Genomic DNA, 23,268 nt, shown 5'->3' with positions numbered 1-23,268 from the left:
GTTGAAGTGACAGCGCACGCTCCAGATCCTATTCATCAGTTTGAGGTTTTAAGGCTGATTAAGATTTCCATAGGAAATATGGATTTATCGTTTACAAATGTATCATTGTTTACAGTCCTCACGGTTGTTGTAACTTCTATTTTTCTCTTTATTTCATCATCGAGTCGTGGATTGGTTCCAACACGGATGCAGTCTCTTTCGGAAATGGCATATGAATTTGTAGCATCGACTCTGCGGGAATCATCTGGTGTGCAGGGAATGCAGTTTTTTCCTTTAGTTTTTTCTCTGTTTACTTTTATTTTGGTTGCTAACTTTATTGGTCTCTTTCCTTATTTTTATACGGTTACGTCTCAAATCATGATCACGTTTTCGTTAGCAATGGTGGTAATTTTGACGGTGATTGGTTATGGCTTTTATAAGCATGGGGTCAGTTTTTTGAAATTGTTCGTTCCCAGTGGAGTTCCTGTTGTGGTTTTACCTCTGGTGACAATGATTGAGGTTATTTCTTTTCTCTCCCGTCCAATTAGTCTTTCTCTTCGTCTTTTTGCGAATATGCTTGCTGGTCATATTACGCTTAAAGTGTTTTCTGGATTTGTTGTTTCAATGATTGGGGTAGGACTCGTAGGTGTGGGTGGTTCGATTTTACCGCTTATTATGACTGTAGCAATTACTGCTCTTGAGTTTTTGGTCGCATTTCTTCAGGCTTACGTCTTTACGGTTTTAACTTGTATGTATCTTAATGATGCAATTCATCCAGGACATTAATAGAACTGGCGGTTTTCCGTCGAATAATGCAATTTCGCTTTAAAGGAGAATAACATGGAAATGGTGCTTGCAGCAAAATATATTGGCGCTGGTCTTGCTTGCTTTGGTATGGCTGGAACAGCTTTAGGACTTGGTAATATTTTTGGTAGCTATCTTTCTGGTGCATTACGAAATCCATCAGCAGCAGATAGTCAGTTTGGACGTCTCGTCTTTGGTTTTGCTGTAACAGAAGCTTTGGGAATTTTTTCATTGCTCATTGCTTTATTACTTCTTTTTGGGGTTTAATCATCATCAAAAGGGTATGTCTGTTCTTTCATGAGGAAAGATTTACCCTTTTAGCTCTTAACAAGAGAGATGCCAGAAAGGTGTTTGTCAGTTATCATCGGTTATAGAGTGCTTTAATAAGCTATTTAAAGGATGAAAGAAGATGTTTGTTTCAAGCGCTTATGCACAGAACACTGAAACGTCGATAGAACATATTAAAAAGGTGGCAGAGCATGCAAATCGTGTGTTTCCGCCTTTTGATTTTGTGCATTTTGGTTCGCATTTTTTCTGGTTGGCAATTTCTTTCGGACTTTTTTATCTTTTTATCTCCCGTGTAATTGTACCACGTATTGGCGGTGTTATTGAAACACGGCGAGATCGAATCGCATCTGATTTAGATCAGGCAATGCGCATGAAGCAAGAAGCAGACATTGTTGTTGGAACTTATGAGCGGAAATTAGCAGAAGCGCGTTTGAACGCGCAGGCTATAGCGCAGGTAGCTAGTGAAGAATTAAAAGAAAAGGCAGAGCTTAAACGGAAAGAAATTGAAGAGAGTCTAGAGAAAAAACTCGCAGATGCTGAAAAACAGATAACAAAAATTCGGGATAAAGCGATGCAAAATGTTGGTTCTATCGCTGAAGAAGTAGCTCTTGAAATTGTGAAAAAATTGATTGACGTTGATATCAGCAAAGAGGCTGTTCGTTCAGTTGTTAAAACTGCGGATTATTGAGGAAGACAAAGATGACTGATACTTTTTGGGCATTTGTTGGGTTAGTTCTTTTTTTGGCTCTTTTAGTCTATTTCCAAATTCCACAGAGGGCTATACGCCATCTTGATGCGCGTGCGAAACGTATCAAAGATGAACTGGATGAGGCTCTGCGTTTTCGTGAAGAGGCACAGGAAATATTGGCTGAATATCAACGCAAACATGCAGAAGCAGAAAAAGATGCGCAAGAAATTATTGCAGCAGCAAAGCATGAAGTTGAATCTGTTATTGCTGAGGCCCGTGCAAAAGCAGAAGAATATGTAAAAAACCGCAATAAATTGGCAGAACAAAAAATTGCCCAAGCAGAAGCGGATGCAATACGCATGGTTTCTTCATCAGCGATTGATTTGGCAATTTCTACAGCACGTACCCTTATTGCAAGGGAAATAGATTCTAATAAGGCAGATGAACTTATCAAAGAGTCTCTTGAGAAAGAATCATTTATCAAAATGAAAACATATCTTAATTAATGATATTTGAGAGATAAAGAACAGTCTCTTTGGTTGCATAATTTTCTCAATATTAATTAATAAAAGTCATAAAAAAGAAAAAACTATCTTCATTATTTTTATCAGTTAATAGGGTATTTTGATTTTAAATGACAAGTTTTGAGAAGTCTGCAACCGATTGTGTAACAATGTGAGTGCGTTTGAGAAGAGCAAGACGGTTAGCACGAACATCAGGTTTTTTATCATTCACCAATACTTTTTCAAAAAATATATCAATCAATTTTCCAAGTGGCGCTAGCACACTGAGTGCAAATGATAAATTTGTTGCATTGATGGGAGCAAGAACCTTTCTTTCTACTTCACAGATTGCATGATAGAGCTGCTTTTCTTCTTTCTCGACAAAGAGCTCAGGATTAATTACATTCGCTATTGTTGTGCTTTTTTGAAATTCATTTTCAAGAATATTGGCAGTACGTTTTACAGAGGCTACAAAGTTCATTCCATCATGGGTGTTGATAAAAGCGATAAGGGATTCGACACGACGTGCAACCAATAAAAAATCATCAGAATCTTTATTTAAAACGGCTTCAAGGGCATCGTAACGAGCGCCTTCCTCTTTTAGATAGATTTTCAGACGGTCATGAAAAAAGAATAACAGATCTGATAAAATATATTCTGTTTTTTCTGGAATCAGATTCTGCAATTGTGAATTTTCTCTTTGAGAGATTTCATATTTATTTTTTTGTTGTAAGAAAAGATTCGTTGCTAACTGGAACAGCGGCATAAGATTGATTTTCCAATCTCGCGAAAGTACAAGCCTAATAATTCCCAATGCTGCTCGTCTTAACGCATAGGGATCTTTTGAGCCCGTTGGTTTTTCATTAATGAGCCAAAAGCCAACGAGCATGTCAATTTTGTCGGAGAGCATAACGGTTATAGCAAGTGGTTCTTGTGGAAGACGATCTGTTGGTCCTTGAGGTCTATAATGGTCTTCGATTGCTACAGCTACGCGAGGATCTTCCCCTTGAAGAAGGGCGTATTTTTGCCCCATAACACCTTGTAGTTCAGGAAATTCTCCGACAATTTCTGTTTGCAAATCAGCTTTTGCAAGGATGGCTGCACGTTTTGCTAAAAGAGGATCTGTTTGTATCAAAGGGGCAATTTCTTGTGCGAGTGCAGCAATGCGTTCTACCCTTGCTCCTTGTGTACCTAATTTAGCATGAAAAGTTACATTCAAATGATCAAGTCGCGCCATTCTTTGATCGAGAGGTTTTTTTATATCAAGTTGAAATTTTTTTATAGAAGATTCCAATTGTTGAAGATCAGGCAAATCACGCTGATCGGTTTGCCAAAAATGAAGTGCATCAGAAAGACGGGCACGGACAACCTTACTATTTCCTTTCGAAATTTCTTTGCCTTCATCATTTGCAAGAATATTAGAAACGAGAATAAAATGATGAGAAAGTTTTACTTTTTCTCCTTGTTTACGGGTGACAAAACATTTTTGATTGGCTCTAATGGTCAAACGAATAATTTCTGGAGGAATATCAAGGAATGATTTGTCAAAATCACCCATCAGGATAACAGGCCATTCAACAAGACCAGCAACTTCTTCTAGGAGGGGATTATCTTGAACCAATTCTAAACCGTTTGCAAAGCAGAGATTTTGGGCATCAGCTAAAATAATATTCTTTCGTCTTTCGGCATCCAGAATGACTTTATGGGTTTCAAGTTGAGTAACATAGTCATCAAAGCGGCGCACTTGAAATGGCTCTCCATCACTTAAGAAACGATGACCATAAGTTAAATTATTGCTTTTAAGAGAACCAATTGTAAACGGAATAACATGTGTTTCACCAATTTCTGGTCCGAAGATGCAAAGAATGTTTTGTAAAGGTCTAATCCACTTCAAAGTACCACTTTGTGCTGAATCTTTTCCCCAACGCATAGATTTCGGCCATGGAAAGTTGCGGATAATATCCGGTAAAATATCGGCAATAATTTCTTCTGCAGCTCGACCTTTTTTAACAATTTTAGCAATATAAAAATGACCTTTTTTATCATCATGTCCAATATGCGCTTCAGAAACATCATTTAATCCTGTTGCACGTAGAAAACCATCAATTACATGCTGTGGTGATTTTATACTGGGACCTTTGCGTTCTTCATGGACATCTTTGGAGCGTGTGGAAAGTCCGCGTATGTCCAATGTTAGCCGACGAGGTGTCCAATATTCACGAGCAGCTTCATAGATCAATCCAGCATTCACAAGTTGATCTGTAACAGATTTCTTAAGATCAGCAGCAGCTTTTCGTTGCATACGTGCGGGGATTTCTTCACTGAAAAGTTCAAGAAGAAGATCAGACATTAGGCTTCTCCAGTATATATTTGTCCAGCTTCTGTGAGTAAGAAGGCTTCCCCACAACGGCGCGCAAGATTACGAACGCGAAGAATGTAATTTTGTCGTTCGGTTACAGAAATAACGCCACGTGCTTGCAAAAGATTAAAGATATGGCTCGCTTTAATACATTGATCATAGGCAGGAAAAACACAGCGATGGAATACATTTTCTTTATTTGGTTTTCCAGCATCAAGAAGTGCGCTGCATTCGCGTTCTGCATCGATAAAGTGCTGATGGAGCAGTTTTGTATCAGCAAATTCGAAGTTATAATATGAGTATTCCTGTTCTGCTTGTAAAAAAATATCTCTATAACTTATTTTGTTTTCTCCCTCCAAACCATTAAAGTTAAGGTCATAGACGTTATCAACCCCTTGGATATACATCGCTAGACGCTCAAGACCGTATGTGAGTTCCCCTGAAACAGGAGTGCATTCAATGCCGCACACTTGTTGAAAATAAGTAAATTGAGAGACTTCCATTCCATCGCACCAACATTCCCATCCAAGCCCCCAAGCACCAAGAGTGGGACTTTCCCAATCATCTTCAACAAAGCGAATATCATGCAGTTTTGTATCAAGCCCGATAGCTTGTAGCGACTTTATATAAAGTTCTTGTAGATTGAGCGGAGAGGGTTTGAGAAGCACTTGGAATTGATAATAGTGTTGTAAACGATTTGGATTCTTACCATATCGGCCATCTGTTGGACGTCGAGAGGGTTGGACATAAGCAACTTTCCAAGGGCGTGGTCCTAGAGAGCGTAATGTTGTTGCTGGATGAAAAGTCCCAGCTCCGACTTCCATATCGTAAGGTTGCAAAATTGCACACCCATAGTGTGCCCAATAATTTTGCAAAGTTAAGATTAGTCCCTGAAAAGAACGTTTGGGGTTAAGATGTTCAGGCAGTTTCACGCTTTATACTCTTTATATTGAACTAAACAAAAAACAAAGTAATTTTAGTTTCTCTATTTATTATTTCATGTGGTTTATGGTTAAGCATCGTTTATTGCAAACCAAATTTCAACTTTTCTTGAATTTGTTCAGAGTTTTCTGGTTTTCCGTCAATTGCGTGGTTCCATTGAAAGATTGCTTCACGTTTACGCCCAACTTTCCAATAGGCATCCCCTAAATGATCATTTAGTGTTGGGTCCTCAGGTTGTAATCTGACAGCATTTTCTAATATTTGCACTGCTTTATTATATTCTTTTAGTTTATAATAAGCCCACCCTAAAGAATCGAGAATATGACTGTTGTGAGCTTGTAAAGCAGAGGCTTTTTGTAGCATACGGAGCGATTCTTCAAGCTTCTCACCACGTTCCACAAGGGAATAGGCTAAATAATTAAGAACCTGCGGTTGATTTGGGAAAAATTCAAGTGATTTTCGCAAGTCAAGTTCTGCTTTTGGCCATTGCTTTAAACGTTCAAAAGCAATACCACGCTGATAAAAGAGTTTCCAATCGTCCTGCTGAAAGTTTTTTATCTTTGTAATAGCGTAGTCTAGAGTTTTAATGGCCTCAAGAAATTTATTATCCTGCATATAAAAAGCAACGAGCGTTATCAAAATATTACGATCATTGGGAAATTTTTTATTTAACAATGTGAGTAATTTTATTGCTTCTTTGTAATTGTTGTTATTGGCAAGAAGGAATGCAAGATGAAGTTGTCCATCTTTATAATAAGGAGATTTAGGGGATAAAGCGCGATAAAGTTTAATTGCTTGATGTGGATCGTTCAATTTAGCAGAAATGTGTGCGAGCTGAAACAGTGTTGCGTCATTTTGAGGGTATAATGCGAAAGATAATTGCTTAAAAATACGTGCAATTCGCCCTGAGTTTTTGTAGTTGAGGGCTGTTCCAAAATTATATAATACCTCGGCTGCTCCTTGTTGAGGTGTTTTAATAACTCTCTCTAAGAAAGAATTTTTTTCAATTTTTTCTTGAAAGTTTTTAAGGACTTCTCGACCTGACAACATTTGTTCGCCATGCTGGATTGTTTGAAGAGCTTGGTTGCGCATATTATGGCGCAATTGGAATGAGGCATAGGCTATGATAATACGCTCATAAGTATTAGGAGCGATAAGAGTTCCCTGTTTGTTACTCAGTGCTTTAATGAAATATTTTTTTGCATCCTTTGGCCGTTCTGCAAGGTCGCTCATAAGTGCTAGATGATAAGATATAAAAAGATCATACCAGACAGGACCTTTGAGTTTCTTAAGATCATCGATTGCCTGAGATTTTTGTCCAGATCCAAATGTAATCCAAGCGCCGATGAGTTCAGGTATTGGATTATTGGACGTAGGAAGTTCCTTTAATTTCAGAAGAGCCTTGGCAGTCTTATAATCTTTTTTGATGAGACTTTCTACTGACAAAGTTAAGGAAACAAAGGGAGTTATAACATCGTTCTCTTTGAGTTTTTGGGCTTGTTGGACAGCTTCTTTAAAGTTTCCGACCGAGAGCATAGCTTCAAGGAGCTCTTTTTGTGTTTCAATGTTATCAGGTTGATAAACCAGTGCTTGTTTAAAATAATTGATAGCAAGTTCTGTTTTATTTTCATGATTTGCAACCCTTCCAGCTAAATAAGCACCTGTAAATGAGCTTGTATGAGTTGCTGCACTTATTTTACTGTAGGTGAGGGATGGCATCAGCATGATACCCACGATAAAGAGGGCAAAAAGTCGAGATACCGTTGCAGAGCACATGGAGCTAATCCTTTTCAAGATAATCAATTGATGGTGTTGTTTATAGATCATATCTCATTACTGTGTTGAGAAATACTGCGATTCTTGCAAAGAATTCAGTTTACGCGCGCAATACAAAATTCAACAGTCTCAACGAGAGCATTATAAGCAAGATTTTCATTCATGGGAACAAGAGCATCAATTGCATATTTTCCATAGATGCGTGCTTGTTCTATTGTATCTGTGATACTATCATACTTTTCCATTAAGTGTTGCGCGTGTGCGAAGGATTCATCATTATTATTGCCATCTTCAAGCGCTTTTTTCCAGAAATCTTTTTCTACCATATTCCCACGCTCATATGCGAGAATAACAGGCATTGTGATTTTTCCTTCTCTAAAATCATCCCCTATATTTTTTCCTAAGTTTTGAGCACTACCGCTATAGTCAAGTGCATCATCAATTAATTGGAAAGCTAAACCTAAGGATGTTCCATATTCACGTAATGAAGAACGCTCTTTATTTCCATAGCCAGCAATAATGGGTCCTACTTCAGCGGCTGCTGAAAAAAGTGCTGCTGTTTTTGCATTGATGATTTTGAGATATTCTGAAGGGCTGGTTTTTATATTTTTTGCGGCAGAAAGTTGCATAACTTCTCCTTCAGCAATAATTGCAGCAGCGTTGGCTAGGACAGAGAGCGCTTCTATGGAACCGACATCGACCATCATTTTAAAGGCCTGGCCCAATAGGAAATCACCAACAAGTACACTTGCTTGATTCCCCCAAATCATCCGTGCTGTAGATTTTCCACGTCGTAAATTACTTTCATCAATCACATCATCGTGTAGTAATGTTGCTGTATGCATAAATTCAACAGCTGTTGCGAGTTTTATATGCCCGTCACTTTGATAACCGAACATATGAGCAGAAGCGAGCGTAATCATTGGGCGTAATCGCTTTCCACCTGATGAAATAAGATGGTTAGAAATTTCAGGAATCATCTCAACCTCTGATTTTGCCATAGAGAGAATAAATTGATTTACGCAATCCATATCTTTTTGAGTAAGATTGACAAGAGATTGAAGAGAAATTTGATTATTTCTTATTTGTTTTGGTTTGATAGCTGCACTCAATGTGTTTACTCCTAGAGTATTGCAATGGACATATATAAAATTTACTTTATTCATTAGCATAAAGGGGGTTTGGTTTTGACTCAAGCTTTTGATGTCGTTTAAAAGTGTTAGCTTGGAATGTTATTGGCAAGAAATGTTCTTTAGCGAGTGTAATCTTATTGTTATGAAATAATAAAAAATTTAAAATAGCAGCTGAATGGCAAAAATGCAGTTTATAAAGGTGAGCATTAGGCTTTTAAATGGATAAAGCAGCGAATCAGAGTGGTGAAACAATTGACAGTTTTCACCGCGGGAAATTTTATTTGGTTCAACCCCATAAATATGGTCATCGTTCTGGAATGGATGCGATGTTATTAGCTAGTTTGGTTCCAAGTGATTTAAAGGGCAAGGTTGTTGATTTAGGTGCAGGTGCTGGAGCTGCGGGTTTGGCTGTTGCTTCGCGTTGTCTGAAAGTTCATGTTACCTTAGTTGAACGTTCAGCTTTTATGGTATCTTACGCTCAAAAAACGCTTATGCTAAAACAAAATAAACAATTTGCTAGCCGAATTTGTTTGCTAGAAGCAGATGTTACCTTCAAAGGGAATGCCCGTATAAAAGCAGGTTTGATAGATAATAGCTTTGATTTTGCGATTATGAATCCACCTTTTAATAATCCCACCGATCGTAAGACACCTGATAAACAAAAATCTGAAGCACATGTTATGTCTGAAGCAATGTTTGATAACTGGTTGCGGAGTGCAGCAGCTATTGTTAAGCCAGGTGGATACTTAGGGCTCATTGCGCGTCCACAATCGCTGTCAGATATCTTGCGTGCTTTAGAAGGGCGTTTTGGTGGTATTTGTATAATTCCTGTGCATGCTCGTGCGAAAACAGCAGCAATTCGTCTTTTATTTTACGCAAAACGAGGAAGCCGAGCAGCTTTATCTATTTTACCGGCATTGGTTATACATGAAGGTAATGACCATACTTTTTCACCCCGAGTTGATGCAATTAATAATGGATATATAAGCTTGTGGGAACTTTTCTAATAGTATCTTGTGTTTTTTAGTTTATTATTTAAAGTCTACACTTTGTTGTTAGGGAGGTTTGACTTTGGGTGAAATTATATTTCTGCTTGTAATGTGGGGATTGATTGGCGCTTTTGGATGTTATCGCGTTCTTCCTTTTTGTTGTCCTTGCCTATTTAATTGTTCTTAATTTATAAGGAGATTTTGTTTTGATGGATTTTATTAAAAGTTTTATTCCACGCCGTTTTTCTTCCGATAAACTTGAAATTCCTGTGGTGCGCCTTCAAGGAGCAATTATGGATTCATCAGCATCTATATCTCGTACCCTTTCCCTCAGTAGGTGTGCAAATCTTTTAGAGAAGGCTTTCGCACACAAAAAGTCACCGGTTGTTGCACTTATTATTAATTCTCCTGGTGGTTCACCTGTACAATCGCGTTTTATCTTCAAGCGCATTCGTGACTTGGCAGAAGAAAAAAATAAAAAGGTTCTTGTGTTTATTGAAGATATTGCAGCATCTGGTGGTTATATGATTGCTTGTGCAGGGGATGAAATTTTTGCAGATCCTTCTTCAATTGTTGGTTCCATTGGAGTGGTTTCAGCTTCCTTTGGTTTTCCGGAACTTTTGAAGAAAATTGGTATCGAACGGCGTGTCTACACAGCAGGAAAGAACAAAGTTACATTAGATCCATTTCAGCCAGAAAAAAAGGCGGATATTGAGCATTTGAAATCTCTCCAACTTGAAGTGCATCAAACTTTTATCGATTTGGTTAAAGAACGGCGTGCTGAAAAATTATCAGATGATTCGAATCTCTTTACAGGAATGTTTTGGAGTGGAAAACAAAGCGTTGGGCTTGGTCTGGTTGATGGATTGAATGATGTACGTTCTGTTATTAAGGAGCGCTTTGGTAATGATGCAAAACTTCGACTTATTATGCCTCCAAAAAGTTTTTTAGGACCTAAAACGCCTTCAGGAGTGACGGCACATACGGTTTATACAGTCGTTGATAGTGCATTGATGGCAGCAGAAGAGCGAGCTCTTTGGCAGCGTTATGGTTTGTGATGGAAAGGATCATTCAAGCCAGAGAGATTTTATCTAAAAACAGATGCTAGAAGGAAAAAGGCTTGCAATGATACGAATGAGAACATGTCATTTATTTTGTATGAGAACTCTTTATATTTATTGTTTTTTTAGAAAACGATTAAGAATATTCCAAGCTGTTTATAGGGCTCGTGCTAAAAGTATGGGTAAAAGGGGGGAATTTTTAAAAGAACCCTATGTAAGTGAATATTAGGTCATATGATATCAAATGTACAAACTTCGTTCCAAAGACATTCCTATTTATTTACACCTATTAAATTGAATTTAGCTTTACATGTTGTGGGGCAACGTGCTGATGGGTATCATTTAATAGAAAGTTTGGTTTATTTTAGTCTTAGTGGTGATTGTCTACACTATGCACCTTGTGAAAATAATCAGTTTGTTTTGACGGGGTGGTTTGCAAAAGGACTTGTTTCCCATTTAGACAATTTGGTTATTCGCGCACGGGACTTTATGCATAAGACTTTTCCGGAATGTGCTCAACCTGCTTTTTTTCGGCTTGTAAAAACATTACCTGTTGCTTCAGGCATTGGTGGCGGCTCAGGTGATGCAGCTGGGGTTATCAGCATGTTGCGTCAACAGTGGAATCTTGATTGTCCTTACGAAGAATTAGCAAAAAAGAGCTTAGTTCTTGGTGCTGATGTTCCCATGTGCCTTTGTGCATTAGAATATCAGCAGCCGCTTTTGGTTAAAGGAATTGGTCAAGAGATGATACGACTAAAAGAAGCTTGTTCATTAGCAATGGTATTGGTTAATCATGGACAAGAGATTTCAACACAAGCTGTTTTTAAAGCGTTAGAGAAGCGTCATAATCCTTCTTTAAAAATTAATACAGAGGCTTTAAAAAATGTTGATTCATTGGTTGAAGCTTTACAAGAAACGCGTAATGATCTTTTTTCTCCTGCATTAAAAATAGCACCTCAGTTAGCTGAAGTGTTATCTATATTAGATGAATGTGGGGCTCTTTTTTCCCGTATGTCTGGAACGGGAGCAACTTGCTTTGGCATTTTTAAAAATAAACAAACGGCGCAACAAGCAGCTCTTTTTATCAAATCAATGCACCCAAATTGGTTTGTAAAACCTATCATGACTTTAGGAAATATTTGATAAATAAATATAAAAGCTTTTATTTCATCATGATTTTATTATACATAATGAAAGAGGGTAACCAAAGAAATGTGTTTTTTATTTTTTGTGCAAGAATTCGTGGAATGTTTGAAGAGCCATTTAAAACTGTAATGCTTGCAAAAAATGATCAGGCTACAGAAATAGATGTATGTTTGTTGTATTTGTGATGTATCAAAGATGTTTAATTTGCCGCTTCAACCAAATTTTTCGTGCGAATTGGATTTGCAAAAACAGGGTTTTTGTCATATAGCAGGTGTTGATGAAGTAGGACGGGGGCCTCTCGCTGGACCTGTGGTAACAGCAGCGGTTATCTTGGATAAAGATCGTATTCCTAATGGGTTAAATGATTCAAAAAAACTTTCTTTTCTCCAACGAAATAGACTTTATCATGAAATTTTGCAAAGTGCATTAGCGGTTTCAGTCGCCAGTCTTTGTGCTCGTACAATTGATCAATCCAATATTAGAAAAGCAACTTTAGAAGCAATGCGTCGCTGTATTATAGGATTAGTCATTCCAGTCCACTATGTCCTTGTTGATGGGCGTGATATTCCTTCTGAGTTGTCCTGTCCTGCAATGGCGTTGATTAAGGGCGATCAGCGTTCGGTTTCAATTGCAGCCGCATCCATTATTGCGAAAGTAACGCGTGACCGGATGATGGAATGTGCAGGACAAGTTTATAAAGGGTATGGTTTAGAGAAGCATGTAGGTTATGCAACGCTAGCGCATCGTACAGCTCTTGATAAATATGGACCAGTTATAGGATTACATCGTTATAGTTTTGCACCACTAAAAGAGTGTAAAAAAGGCAATTAAAATCAATAATTTATTACAAGAGTAAGGGATTTTATAATCATTGATTCTGTTATGTTTTTTTGGGTGTCTATCCCTAACCTTTTTGAAGCTTTTTTATCACTTATTCCCATCCATTTTTTCCAGATATAGAATTAGATATTTCTAACATGGGCTTGACTCTTATTGTTATTAACCGTATAGCAACGATATACGATAAGGGGCGGTAATGGCAATTGTTAGTTTTAAATATAAGGGCTTAAAATTATTTTATACAACAGGTTCCACAAAGGCTATTTGATCAGATCACTTAAAAAATTACGCGTTATCTTAACGGCTTTAACAAGTGCTACTACGCCTGAAATGTTGAGAGCGCCTGCCTTTAAAATCCACCCTCTTAAAGGTGCTCTTACAGGGTACTATTATATATGGATGAATGGAAATTGGCGTGTTACTTTTCGCTTTATAGGAACAGATGTGGAGCTTGTTGATTATCAAGATTACCATTGATGAGAGGAATGAAAAAAATGACGCATAACCCCGCACATCCCGGTGAAGTTCTGAAAGTAGCTTTCTTAGAAGAAATGGGGATAACAATACAAAAATTAGCTGATCATCTCCATATGACAAGAGCTTCTTTATCAAGAGTGATTAACGGACATGCTTCTATAAGTACCGAACTTGCAGTGAAATTAGAATTAGCTGGTTTTAGTAAAGCAAAATTTTGGTTGGATATGCAAACAAACTATAATTTATGGCAAACAAAGCAACAGGCACAACCACCTATTTCTCTTCTTGTTTCTGATACACCTCAAACGCCGCTTTGACTTCGTTAATAATTTTGATGGTGCTTTGGTTTGTTTTTTAGCTGCCGCTCATTGCTCTAGCTTTTTTGTAGCTTTTTGATTGCTTCTATTGCAAGTCGTTTTCTATCGGCTGTTTTGGTACAAAGGGATGCCATTTTATCTTCGGTCCAGCCAAAAAGCGCTTTCATTTGCGAAACTGTCGCACCAGCATTGGCTGCACGTGTTGCTGCTAATTTTCGCAATCCGTGCGCTGATTTTTTAATACCCGCCGCATTACATGCTTCACGAAAGAGGTTGCCAAAACTTTCTTTGACAAGCTTATTTCCACCTTTACCACAAATGAATGTTTCATCACCTATGGGACCAATTTTAAGGGTTTCCTCTAGTTTTGGTAAAATAGGAAGAAAAACATCTGTTTTAAATTGGCTCTTTTCTGTTTTGAGATAAATGATATTATCTTTGACGTCTTTCCAGCTGATACGAACGGTGTCATCACGGCGCGCGCACGCAAGCCTGTGAAAGAAGAACATCAATCCAGACGCGTTCATGTGTACCGTGTGACCAATGGTGATAATATTTGTCTATGTCCTCTTCTAGCTATGGCAGCAATCCCCCACTGTTTAAAGATTTTGGTGCTTTTATATTAAAGGCAGGATTTCTATTTAAAAGGGCATTATCAACCGTCCAATTAAAGAGATTGTTTAAAGAGGTCAAAAAATATTTTGCCGCTGCGAGAGTAGCTCGCCTTCTGTCTACGGCGTCAAGGATGTGGTGTTTTTCTATGCTTTTATGTGCACGATCAGCAATATTTTTAGAAACATTGTTCAGAATTCTATACTTAATTTTTTAGTAGTTTCTAATTGATTATGCCATTGCATGCTTTGTAAATACTGATGCAATAACCAATCGAAAGAGCCTTTTGTAAGTCTGTTTATTTTCTTGGAGATGCCATTTTGCGCTTGTTTAATAGCCAGCGTATATTTGCTCTGATGGAAATCAATGGACTGTCATAAATTTTAGCTTTTCCACTAATAAATGTACCACCGAAAACTTGTGCATCCCCAAAAACTTTGGCATAACCATAGACTTTTGCATCATCACTTATCCAGCAATTGCTATCGACTTAGATTGTCTTCTTTTTGTATAAAAGCGCCAAGATCACCTGCCTTTACATCTCCAAAGTCTCTCAAAGCACGGATGCAGTAAAGTGTAATGTATCCACCAACCTCAATTGTTTCATCAGTCAGTTCATATTTCTTTTCCTTGATTTGCGCAGAATTCACCCGTAGCGTGAATCATGCATCACTTAAAAGTTATTAGGAATGGGTAGGGGGCTGGGAGGCATATGGGCACTCCCATTTTTTAAAAATATGCAAATTTATTTTTTTAGATGTGCTTAATTTCATATTTCCAATCAGGCAATGGAATGAGAGCTAATGCGAGTTGTCCTCTATGACACATGCATACATTAGCTTCAAAACAGGTGATTGCAACGCGCTTTTTGTTTAAAAAAATTTGATATAATTTGTTTATTGCACAAGAATTATCCTTGAGAGTTGTATTTTGATAATCTTCAAAAAGGCGATCATAATCTTTTGTGTTTTCAAATTTCTTCGTTTTTCAGAGGCAATTCCAAGTTCAGGCATATGCCATATATTCAATATCAATGTTGTTTACAACTTTCTCTAATTGTCTTTTTGAAAATCCGTATTTTCTGCTTATTGGATTTTTACGAATATCATACAAAAGTTTAATATTATTTTTGATAAGTTGATTGAAATAGTCCTCAAAGGATTTTCTTTCATAGCCAATGGTAAAAAACAAAGCTCTCATCTTTAGCAGGCTGTATGATGATATGTTTGATGTTACACACGTTTAATTTCCTTAGTAAATAGGTGGGAGCTCTATGAGCGCCTCTTTCCAAAAGGGATAAATCCTCTAGCGATTATCATAGTGTTGTGGAGCAATCGGGCATCAAAGCGGGTGATGGCGGCTTTAATATCATTGTTAAAGACAAAACAACGCTGACCGGAGGCATCATTGCCAGCACCGCGCCGGCAGATAAAAACAGCCTGACCACTGGAAGCATTAGCACCAGTGATATCAGCAACGGTGCCCATGCTAAAGCCAGCAGCCATGGGTTTAGCCTTTCTGGGAATGACACGATAAAAAACATTGCCAAGAATGTTTTAAATCACGGCAAAGCCAAGGATGGAGCAGAAGGGGAAACCAAATCTGCTATCAGTGATGGGACTATCATTCTTACTGATACAACTGGACAGAGGGCGATGGGGCAAGATGCTGGACAAATCATTGGCTCTCTCAACCGCAACACCGCAGCAGCACACCAAGCAGTAGTGACAGTTAGATGTCGCACCGCTTGAGGGGGTAGTGCATAATCGCGTAGATATGATCAATAATTTATCGGATGAAGGATTGGGATACTGGGACAAAATACGCGATTCGCATATCTCAAAGAGCATCCTGAGGGTGAGGTTTTGCATGATGAAAATGGCAATGTCCTCTATGCAACAGATGAAAATGGAAAACCTATCAAAGACAGTCATGGAAGAAAAATACCTCTGTATCGTTATTTAACGCCTGAAGAAGAAAAACATTTACAAAAAGGTTCTGATGGCAAGGTTCATATGTTTTACAATGGTATTTTTACCTCACCAGATGATGCTGCGCGTTATACTGTCCAGTTTGCTGACAATGATCATGGTCCCCTTTATTTTACATACTTCCCAGAAGCTGAAGACTGGGAAGTGGAAGTAGGGATAGCGATTTTTCAGAAGTTTCTGGAAGGTAGATTTTTTTTTGGATTGACCAATTCAACCAAGAAATTCCAGGATACAATGTATCTTTATGGCAATACAGGATTGCATGATGATGCCCATAGTCGTGGTACCATAACAGCAGGAAATGGATCACATGATTTAGTAAAGCATGGTGTTCACGGTATAGCAAAGGAAACAACGGTTAATTTTTTTGGTCCAGCTTATAATACTCAAGACATGGCAGATACGTTATATATCTTAAAGGATGGCAAGCAAACCACTGTCGGCTTGGAAAACCATGCAGATGATTTTGTTGGTGTAGTATTTGGTGGAAATTCCGCTACTTTTTACCAAAGACCCTTTGGTAGTAACGCAGTTAAAGGGGCAAAGAAAGTACTATTTAGTTATCCCAGCCCTCATGTTTGTTATGCAAATGTGGATCGAGCATGTAGACATGATTATGGTTCATCTCACCGTATACAAATTGATTCAATTAATTCATGGAGCAAAAAATGAAACAAACCTTAAAATTATTAAGTGTGATAACTCTATTGAGTATAGCTGGGTGCCAGTTTAATAAAACTCCCACATCTTCTATAGGGGCATGGGAAAAACCAGGAGCAGATTTTACAGAGGTAGCAAAAGCATTATTAGAATGCGGTATGCCAACTCCTTATGATAAGGATCCAGAAAGCAGAAAGCTCAACTACAATGCAAATGCAACCATTGATGCTTGCATGCTCCAAGCGGGATTTCGCTATAAATATGATGTGGGGGGAGGCTGGTGTGGAAATCATAAAGCCGAAAACCTTCCCATTTGTCGTCCAGGTGCTGTTATACCACAGCGCAGTGTCAAGAAGCGTTTGAACAGCCCTTTTTGTAAAAAATATAAAAATAGTCGCAAATGCCAGCCTTAAGTTTTGCTGTTTGTGATGATTAACAATCCGCCATCCTTGCATTTGCTTGGAATGGCGGGATTGTTCCCTCAACCAATCATCTCAATATTGGTCACCGTTGTTTTAAGCAGCGATGACAGAAAATATCAACAAGCTTCCGAGCTTTTTTATTGTAAATAAATCCATTGAAAGAGGGGAAGAATGAAGAAAATCTTAAAACTGTTGAGTTGTATAGCTCTGTTAAGTATCACTGGATGTGTTAACTCAATTCCCTCACTTTCTCCAGCATTATGGAGAAATAAAATACTTTTAGAATGTGGAGTACCGGACCTTAATAAGGTTGTGGCGCTAGATTTGAATCAATTTGCCAGTATTGAAATGTGTATGGCGCAATCAGGTTTTCGCCCTAGCTTTACAATACAAGATTGGTGTGAGAACCATAAATCAGACAACCTTCCCATATGTCGTCCTGGTGCTGTCATGCCTCAGCGAAGTGTTGAGAGACGCTTAAATAGCCCTTATTGTAAAAAGCATTCAGAACAACTTGAATGCAAACCTTAGGTCTTGCTTCAGCAGAGAAAGCCTTGTCCGTCCTTACGAAAATTTCGCTTGTAACGTGCAAGCAAGTGATTTTAATTAATACAACATGGAACAGATTTTAAATGATAGAATCCTACAGAATTAGTTTTTTCATTCAACATGAAAACAATAAGTTATCTTTATAAATCAATGTGATGTAGCAGGATGAAGATGTTTGTGCAAAGAATCTAAAAGTTTTTTTGCGAGTGTTTGAATAATTTCTTTGTTTTTCTGAATTTTAGATACAAAATACTATTGCTAAAGTACTAAAAGTAGATCATGCTGGTAAATAGATGAAACTTTGATGGCGCTTGGTTTTAAAAAAGGCAATATTTGATTTCACTGTTTGCGCTGGTATTGATTTTGCAATAACAGATAATAGTTTATTGTATGCAGAATACTGTTATTTAGATTTTGGTAAAAGAAATTTATAAAGAATATTATTATTAACAGTTATGCGAAACTTTAATGAAAATGAATCCAACTTTAATACACATAATTTTAGTGTGATTTAGTTTACAAATTCTTATTGAATGCAAAATTAAAAGTTTAAGAAGCCTTATTTGCAAAAATTCTTTATTTTTTTGTGAGTGTGTCATTTTTGCTACAGATATTTCAGAAAAGATGCTCTATATGAATTTCATTTTGGATATTTGGAGAGATTTTATGAATACAAAACGTTTAATAACAGCGTCTATTTTTTCTTTAATTTCAGCGTCTACAGCACTAGCTGCTGATGTTATGATTCCTCATCAGCCAGCATCATCGACTGCTTCTACCATTGTTGCACCTACTTTTTCATGGACAGGTCTTTATTTAGGTGTCCAGGCTGGTGGTTTTTCGAGCAAAGCTGATATGGCTCTTGTTGGTCAAGAAAAGAGTTTACCACTAGATAAAGAGTTCTCTCCTAAACTTTCAGGTTTTGTAGGTGGTTTTTATGCAGGTTCTAATATTGATCTCGGTGATAACTTTATTTTTGGCATCGATACGGATTTAATGGTATCTGGAAAAAAACACACAAAGACCATTACCATAGGAGCGGCTGATAACACTACAGTAGAAAATGCAGTCGTAAGATCCCGCAGATCCGCAAAACCACAAACATCTCCAATCTCACAAGCAACAGCAGGAGTACAAACGCAAAAAGACACCTCAAGAGCACCTGCAGGTACAGGAACTACAACAGGAGGGACTCCAACAGCAGGATCCACGTCAGAACAATCTGTTGCAGCGCAATCCAGTCAAGCACTAACTAGATCAGTAAATACAGTTCAACAACCACAAACAGGAGCAACACAATCAAATAAAGCAGCAATAACTAGAAGTTCTGGCAATGTCAATTCAACAGCAGAAAAAACAGTGGTAGTGGGAAGGGGAAATTCAGGAGTTTCAACACCACCATTAAAAACGCCATCTGCATCGCCAATACCACAATCAGCATCCTCTAGACAGACGGTGAGTTCAGTGCAATCGCCATCGTCCTCATTGGAAAGATCAGGTACAGGACCGACATCGGTAAGCAGGGTAAATGGATTAAAATCACCTGCACCTAAATCAACATCCTCTACCACAGGAGCAAGCTCACCAGAGCAGTCAACGCTCCTATTGGCAAGATCAGACATAGGAGATCAACCATCAGTAGGAGGAACAAATGGAGTAACTGGGTCTGCAAAATCTGCAGAAACATCATCTGTATCAGCAGGGGCTGTACAAGTGCAAGCTACTCCAATAAAATCGGTTGCTGTAAAACCCGCGCCCTTTATCTCATCAACGGGAACAGAATCAAGTCAGCCAGCAGCAAAAGCACCTGCATCGGAACAATCATCATTAAAAGAAAGAACAGTACCGAGCGGAGGGACATTTGTCCTCGCGAGATCAGGATCATCTTCTGAAACAGCAAAAGCTTCCAATGGAACAAGCGGAGCCCAATACGGAGGTCATCATGGCACCCATGGTAGCGGAAATGCTAATCCACATGCTTCTCGTTCTCATGGTGGACAGAATATGGCTGGACACGGTGCACAAAGTACACAAGCGGTGGATAAGAACGCTTCCAGTGTATATGGTATAGAACAAATAAAAAAGATGGCTTCTGAACTTGGTCTTGATCAAGAGGATGCAGTTGAAACTTTAAGTCATACTTTCAAGCAAAATTGGGGTGGTGCTACACGGGTACGTATTGGTTTTGCTGCTGATCGCTTTATGCCTTATCTTGCTGGTGGTATTGCTTATGGGCAATTCCAAGACACTGTATCAATATCTGTTAAGGATGAGGATGGAAGAGTCGTTTCTTCTAAGAACTTAGCTGATGAAACAAAAACCATGATTGGTTACACACTTGGTGGTGGCGTTGATTTCTCGCTTTTGGATAATGTGATTGTACGTGCAGAATATCGTTACTCTGATTTTGGTAAAAAGAAATTTGCAAAGGAAAAACTTGAAGTTAACTACAAAACCAATGATTTCCGTGTTGGTGTAGCTTATAAATTCTAATTTTTAAAAGAGTAAATTTCTAAAAGGCTCCACTATTAGTGGAGCCTTTATTTTTTAAAAGATCAATTTTTGATTTCTTTTCTTGTGAATTTCATGATAAAGCCCATAGATTGTGATGATATATTTTCCTGATCGCTGCTTAATACGAATGATAAGCTCGGCTTTCCCTATAGATAAAAACCAGAGTTGCAGGGTTCAGGGAAGTTATGCAAAAATGAAATCGTAAAAGTGGACAGGAATATTTCACAATGACTGTGAAAAATGAAACAATAGATTATTCAAAAACTCTTTATCTCCCACAGACAAATTTTCCTATGCGTGCAGGGCTTCCGCAAAAAGAGCTTGAATTGATGGCGCGTTGGGAAGATATGGGGCTTTATGCGCAATTGCGCCAACAAGCAAAAGATCGTCCATTTTATATTCTTCATGATGGTCCGCCTTATGCAAATGGTCATATTCATATTGGGCATGCCTTAAACAAAGTTCTAAAGGATGTGGTTGTCCGTTCATTCCAAATGCGCGGTTTTAATGCAAATTATGTACCTGGTTGGGATTGCCATGGGCTTCCAATTGAATGGAAAATTGAAGAAAAATATCGAGCACAAGGAAAAAATAAGGATGAGGTACCTCTTAACGAGTTTCGTCAAGAATGCCGTGAATTTGCACAGCATTGGGTAACTATTCAAAGTGAAGAATTTAAACGCCTTGGTGTCGTGGGAGATTTTAACACGCCTTATACTACAATGGCTTTTCATGCAGAAGCACGCATTGCCAGTGAATTGATAAAATTTGCTATGTCAGATCAGATTTATCGTGGTTCCAAGCCAGTGATGTGGTCTGTTGTGGAACGTACGGCTTTGGCAGAGGCTGAGATTGAATATCATGATCATGAATCAGAGGTGCTTTGGGTTAAGTTTCCTGTTTTTGAAGCAAATTCTGATGATTTATATGGTGCTCATGTCGTCATTTGGACAACAACACCGTGGACAATTCCAAGCAATCGTGCAGTGAGTTATTCTTCGCAAATTTCTTATAGTATTTACGAAGTTGAAAGTGCTGAAAATGATTTTGGTCCTCAAGTGGGAGAAAAGCTTCTCTTTGCAGACCCTTTAGCGATGAGTTGTGGAGAAAAAGCCAAACTTGTTTTGAAGCGTTTGCGTGTTATTTCTTCTGAAGAGTTGAAAGCTCTTGTTCTTTCTCATCCACTCAAAGGTTTGGCTGGGGGGTATAACTTTAAAATTCCATTGCTTGATGGTTCGCACGTAACAGAGAGTGCTGGTACAGGTTTTGTCCATACAGCACCAAGCCATGGGCGTGAGGACTTTGAAATTTGGAATGATTATAAGTCCTTACTGGAACAAGCGGGGATTGATTCATCTATACCGTTTCCTGTTGATGATGCAGGGTTCTATACGAAAGATGTTCCAGGTTTAGGACCAGATCGTGAAGGAGGACCTGCACGTGTTATTGATGATAATGGAAAAATGGGTGATGCCAATAAAGAGGTCATTAACGCTTTAATTAAAGCAGATCGATTGTTTGCACGGGGGCGTTTAAAGCATTCCTATCCCCATAGTTGGCGTTCAAAAAAACCCGTTATTTTTCGCAATACACCACAATGGTTTATTTCAATGGATAAAGATTTTGGGGATGGTTCAACTTTACGTAGTCGGGCTTTGGAAGCTGTTTCAAAAACGCGTTTTGTGCCGCCTTCTGGACAAAACCGCCTAGCTTCTATGATAGAAGATCGTCCTGATTGGGTTCTTTCTCGTCAGCGTTCTTGGGGTGTTCCTATTTGTATTTTTGCGAATGAGGATGGTGTTATTCTAAAAGATGAAGGTGTGAACGAGCGTATTTTACGGGCTTTTGAAGCAGAAGGGGCAGATGCATGGTTTGCTGAAGGAGCACGTGAACGTTTTTTAGGTGAGCGTGCACATGAGCCTTGGGTACAGGTTTATGATATTTTGGATGTTTGGTTTGATTCTGGAGCAAGCCATAGCTTTGTGTTAGAAGATCGGGCTGATTTGAAATGGCCTGCTGATGTTTATTTTGAAGGTTCAGATCAACATCGCGGATGGTTCCAATCTTCTCTTTTGGAAAGCTGTGGTACGCGTGCTTGTTCTCCCTATAAGTCCGTGATCACACACGGTTTTACTTTGGATGAGAATGGTAAGAAAATGTCTAAATCTTTAGGCAATACGGTTGTTCCGCAAGAAATCATTAAAACATCTGGAGCTGATATTTTTCGTCTCTGGGTTATGACAACCGATTATTGGGAAGATCAGCGTTTAGGCAAAAAAATACTTCAAACAAATGTGGATTCATATCGTAAACTACGCAATGCAATTCGTTGGATGCTAGGAACTTTAGCACATGATGATGGAGAAGAAGTATCTTATGGTGCACTGCCGGATCTTGAAAAATTTATATTGCATAGACTTTTTGAACTTGATCAGTTGATTAATCGCGCTTACGATGAATTTGATTTTAAAAAGATTATGCGTGCATTATTGGATTTTTCAATCATTGAGTTATCGGCATTTTATTTTGATATCCGCAAGGATTCTCTTTATTGTGATGCACCTTCATCAAAAAAACGCAAGGCTTCCTTGCAGGTTGTCCGTGAGATTTTTGAGCGTATGGTAACATGGCTTGCTCCAATGTTACCTTTTACGATGGAGGAAGCTTGGTTAGAGCGTTATCCAGAAAGCCAATCAGTGCATTTCGAACAATTTCGCTCTGTACCAGCAGAATGGCAAAACCAATCTTTGGCTGAGCGTTGGAAAAAGATTCGGCAGGTCCGTAAAGTTGTAACAGGTGCTTTAGAGCTTGAACGTGCTAATAAGCGTATTGGATCCTCTTTGGAAGCTGCGCCTATTGTTTTTATTTCCAATCTGGTTTTACGAGAGGCATTAGAAAATGTGGATATGGCGGAGATCTGTATTACCAGTGCACTCACAATTACGCAGGACACGATACCTTCCGATGCTTTTACTTTGAATGATGTTGAAGGTGTTGGTGTATATCCAAAGAGGGCATTAGGAAAAAAATGTGCTCGATCATGGCGTTATACACAAGATGTTGGGAGTGATTTAGCTTATCCGGATGTATCTGCTCGTGATGCAGCTGCTTTGCGGGAACTACAGATTCTTGGTAAGATTTAAAATTTTAAATCAAAGGAAAGAAATGCAAGTATATTTCTCATATTGATGAATATAGTTTTTTGTGGTACAAAGTAA

20 protein-coding genes and 3 pseudogenes are annotated in these 23,268 nt (G+C 38.3%); 16 read left to right on the top strand and 7 right to left on the bottom strand.

All coding sequences use genetic code 11. The annotated features are described in order from the left end of the window. Positions 1-6: 6 nt before the first annotated feature. The 4 genes from ACFINE_RS03760 to ACFINE_RS03745 all read left to right on the top strand — a co-directional run bounded on the left by ACFINE_RS03760 (position 7) and on the right by ACFINE_RS03745 (position 2,265). Positions 7-765 carry a F0F1 ATP synthase subunit A gene (locus tag ACFINE_RS03760; RefSeq protein WP_375606478.1) on the top strand — a complete coding sequence of 253 codons (759 nt, stop codon included), beginning with the start codon at positions 7-9 and terminating at the stop codon, positions 763-765. Positions 766-819: 54 nt separating this feature from the next. Then, positions 820-1,050: a F0F1 ATP synthase subunit C gene (locus tag ACFINE_RS03755; RefSeq protein ID WP_005773968.1), complete on the top strand. Its 231-nt coding sequence runs from the start codon at positions 820-822 to the stop codon at positions 1,048-1,050. A gap of 142 nt (positions 1,051-1,192) precedes the next feature. Continuing rightward, a complete protein-coding gene (locus ACFINE_RS03750) occupies positions 1,193-1,759 on the top strand; it encodes a F0F1 ATP synthase subunit B (RefSeq protein ID WP_375621093.1) in 567 nt (188 codons plus the stop codon). A gap of 11 nt (positions 1,760-1,770) precedes the next feature. Then, the gene (locus ACFINE_RS03745) at positions 1,771-2,265 is read left to right on the top strand and encodes a F0F1 ATP synthase subunit B (protein ID WP_375621092.1); all 495 of its coding nucleotides are present in this window, start codon (positions 1,771-1,773) and stop codon (positions 2,263-2,265) included. Between the two features lie 124 nt (positions 2,266-2,389). Here ACFINE_RS03745 and glyS read toward each other — a convergent pair whose 3' ends face one another. The 4 genes from glyS to ACFINE_RS03725 all read right to left on the bottom strand — a co-directional run bounded on the left by glyS (position 2,390) and on the right by ACFINE_RS03725 (position 8,511). Further along, positions 2,390-4,612: a glycine--tRNA ligase subunit beta gene (gene glyS, locus ACFINE_RS03740; RefSeq protein WP_375621091.1), complete on the bottom strand. Its 2,223-nt coding sequence runs from the start codon at positions 4,610-4,612 to the stop codon at positions 2,390-2,392. Further along, positions 4,612-5,553 (bottom strand): glycine--tRNA ligase subunit alpha, encoded by a 942-nt coding sequence (locus ACFINE_RS03735; protein WP_375621090.1) that lies wholly within the window; start codon positions 5,551-5,553, stop codon positions 4,612-4,614. The genes glyS and ACFINE_RS03735 overlap by 1 nt, the downstream gene beginning before the upstream one ends. Positions 5,554-5,644: 91 nt before the next feature. Beyond that, complete coding sequence (locus ACFINE_RS03730; RefSeq protein WP_375621089.1) at positions 5,645-7,339, bottom strand: tetratricopeptide repeat protein; 1,695 nt, start codon at positions 7,337-7,339, stop codon at positions 5,645-5,647. 95 nt (positions 7,340-7,434) lie between these two features. After that, positions 7,435-8,511 (bottom strand): polyprenyl synthetase family protein, encoded by a 1,077-nt coding sequence (locus ACFINE_RS03725; RefSeq protein WP_375621088.1) that lies wholly within the window; start codon positions 8,509-8,511, stop codon positions 7,435-7,437. Positions 8,512-8,690: 179 nt separating this feature from the next. On the opposite strand from ACFINE_RS03725, the gene ACFINE_RS03720 reads away from it, so the two are divergent. From ACFINE_RS03720 to ACFINE_RS03695, 6 genes and pseudogenes are all read left to right on the top strand, one after another. Further along, a complete protein-coding gene (locus tag ACFINE_RS03720) occupies positions 8,691-9,479 on the top strand; it encodes a tRNA1(Val) (adenine(37)-N6)-methyltransferase (protein WP_375621087.1) in 789 nt (262 codons plus the stop codon). A gap of 191 nt (positions 9,480-9,670) precedes the next feature. After that, entirely contained in the window at positions 9,671-10,519 is an 849-nt protein-coding gene (locus ACFINE_RS03715) for a S49 family peptidase (protein WP_375612095.1), read from the top strand. 237 nt (positions 10,520-10,756) lie between these two features. Next, positions 10,757-11,665, top strand: a complete 909-nt coding sequence (locus ACFINE_RS03710) for a 4-(cytidine 5'-diphospho)-2-C-methyl-D-erythritol kinase (RefSeq protein ID WP_375621086.1) — start codon at positions 10,757-10,759, stop codon at positions 11,663-11,665. A gap of 198 nt (positions 11,666-11,863) precedes the next feature. Further along, positions 11,864-12,499 carry a ribonuclease HII gene (locus ACFINE_RS03705; RefSeq protein ID WP_375621085.1) on the top strand — a complete coding sequence of 212 codons (636 nt, stop codon included), beginning with the start codon at positions 11,864-11,866 and terminating at the stop codon, positions 12,497-12,499. Between the two features lie 205 nt (positions 12,500-12,704). Further along, positions 12,705-12,985 (top strand): annotated as a pseudogene (locus ACFINE_RS03700) (type II toxin-antitoxin system RelE/ParE family toxin). 17 nt (positions 12,986-13,002) lie between these two features. Further along, a complete protein-coding gene (locus ACFINE_RS03695; protein WP_375621084.1) occupies positions 13,003-13,302 on the top strand; it encodes a HigA family addiction module antitoxin in 300 nt (99 codons plus the stop codon). 56 nt (positions 13,303-13,358) lie between these two features. Here the strand turns inward: ACFINE_RS03695 and ACFINE_RS03690 are convergent. From ACFINE_RS03690 to ACFINE_RS03680, 3 genes and pseudogenes are all read right to left on the bottom strand, one after another. After that, positions 13,359-14,261, bottom strand: a pseudogene (locus ACFINE_RS03690) (tyrosine-type recombinase/integrase); the annotation flags it as partial. Between the two features lie 135 nt (positions 14,262-14,396). After that, the gene (locus ACFINE_RS03685) at positions 14,397-14,564 is read right to left on the bottom strand and encodes a hypothetical protein (protein WP_375621083.1); all 168 of its coding nucleotides are present in this window, start codon (positions 14,562-14,564) and stop codon (positions 14,397-14,399) included. A 103-nt stretch (positions 14,565-14,667) separates the two neighbouring features. After that, positions 14,668-15,114 (bottom strand): annotated as a pseudogene (locus tag ACFINE_RS03680) (DUF488 family protein). A gap of 125 nt (positions 15,115-15,239) precedes the next feature. Between ACFINE_RS03680 and ACFINE_RS03675 the strand changes: the two are divergent. The 6 genes from ACFINE_RS03675 (at position 15,240) to ileS (ending at position 23,193) form a co-directional block, all read left to right on the top strand. Further along, entirely contained in the window at positions 15,240-15,665 is a 426-nt protein-coding gene (locus tag ACFINE_RS03675) for a hypothetical protein (RefSeq protein WP_375621082.1), read from the top strand. Between the two features lie 114 nt (positions 15,666-15,779). Continuing rightward, positions 15,780-16,577, top strand: coding sequence for a hypothetical protein (locus ACFINE_RS03670; RefSeq protein ID WP_375621081.1), 798 nt, complete (start codon positions 15,780-15,782; stop codon positions 16,575-16,577). Continuing rightward, a complete protein-coding gene (locus ACFINE_RS03665; protein WP_375621080.1) occupies positions 16,574-16,978 on the top strand; it encodes a hypothetical protein in 405 nt (134 codons plus the stop codon). The genes ACFINE_RS03670 and ACFINE_RS03665 overlap by 4 nt, the downstream gene beginning before the upstream one ends. A 180-nt stretch (positions 16,979-17,158) precedes the next feature. Then, positions 17,159-17,518, top strand: coding sequence for a hypothetical protein (locus ACFINE_RS03660; protein WP_375608402.1), 360 nt, complete (start codon positions 17,159-17,161; stop codon positions 17,516-17,518). A 684-nt stretch (positions 17,519-18,202) separates the two neighbouring features. Next, a complete protein-coding gene (locus ACFINE_RS03655) occupies positions 18,203-20,029 on the top strand; it encodes an outer membrane beta-barrel protein (RefSeq protein ID WP_375621079.1) in 1,827 nt (608 codons plus the stop codon). A gap of 248 nt (positions 20,030-20,277) precedes the next feature. Further along, on the top strand, positions 20,278-23,193 hold the full coding sequence (ileS, locus tag ACFINE_RS03650) for an isoleucine--tRNA ligase (RefSeq protein ID WP_375621078.1): 2,916 nt from the start codon (positions 20,278-20,280) through the stop codon (positions 23,191-23,193). Positions 23,194-23,268 lie beyond the last annotated feature (75 nt).

It is taken from the genome of Bartonella sp. AA97HXZ (assembly GCF_042196985.1).
In the GTDB taxonomy this organism is placed as follows: Bacteria; Pseudomonadota; Alphaproteobacteria; order Rhizobiales; family Rhizobiaceae; genus Bartonella.
This window is presented reverse-complemented; position numbering and strand designations above follow the sequence as displayed.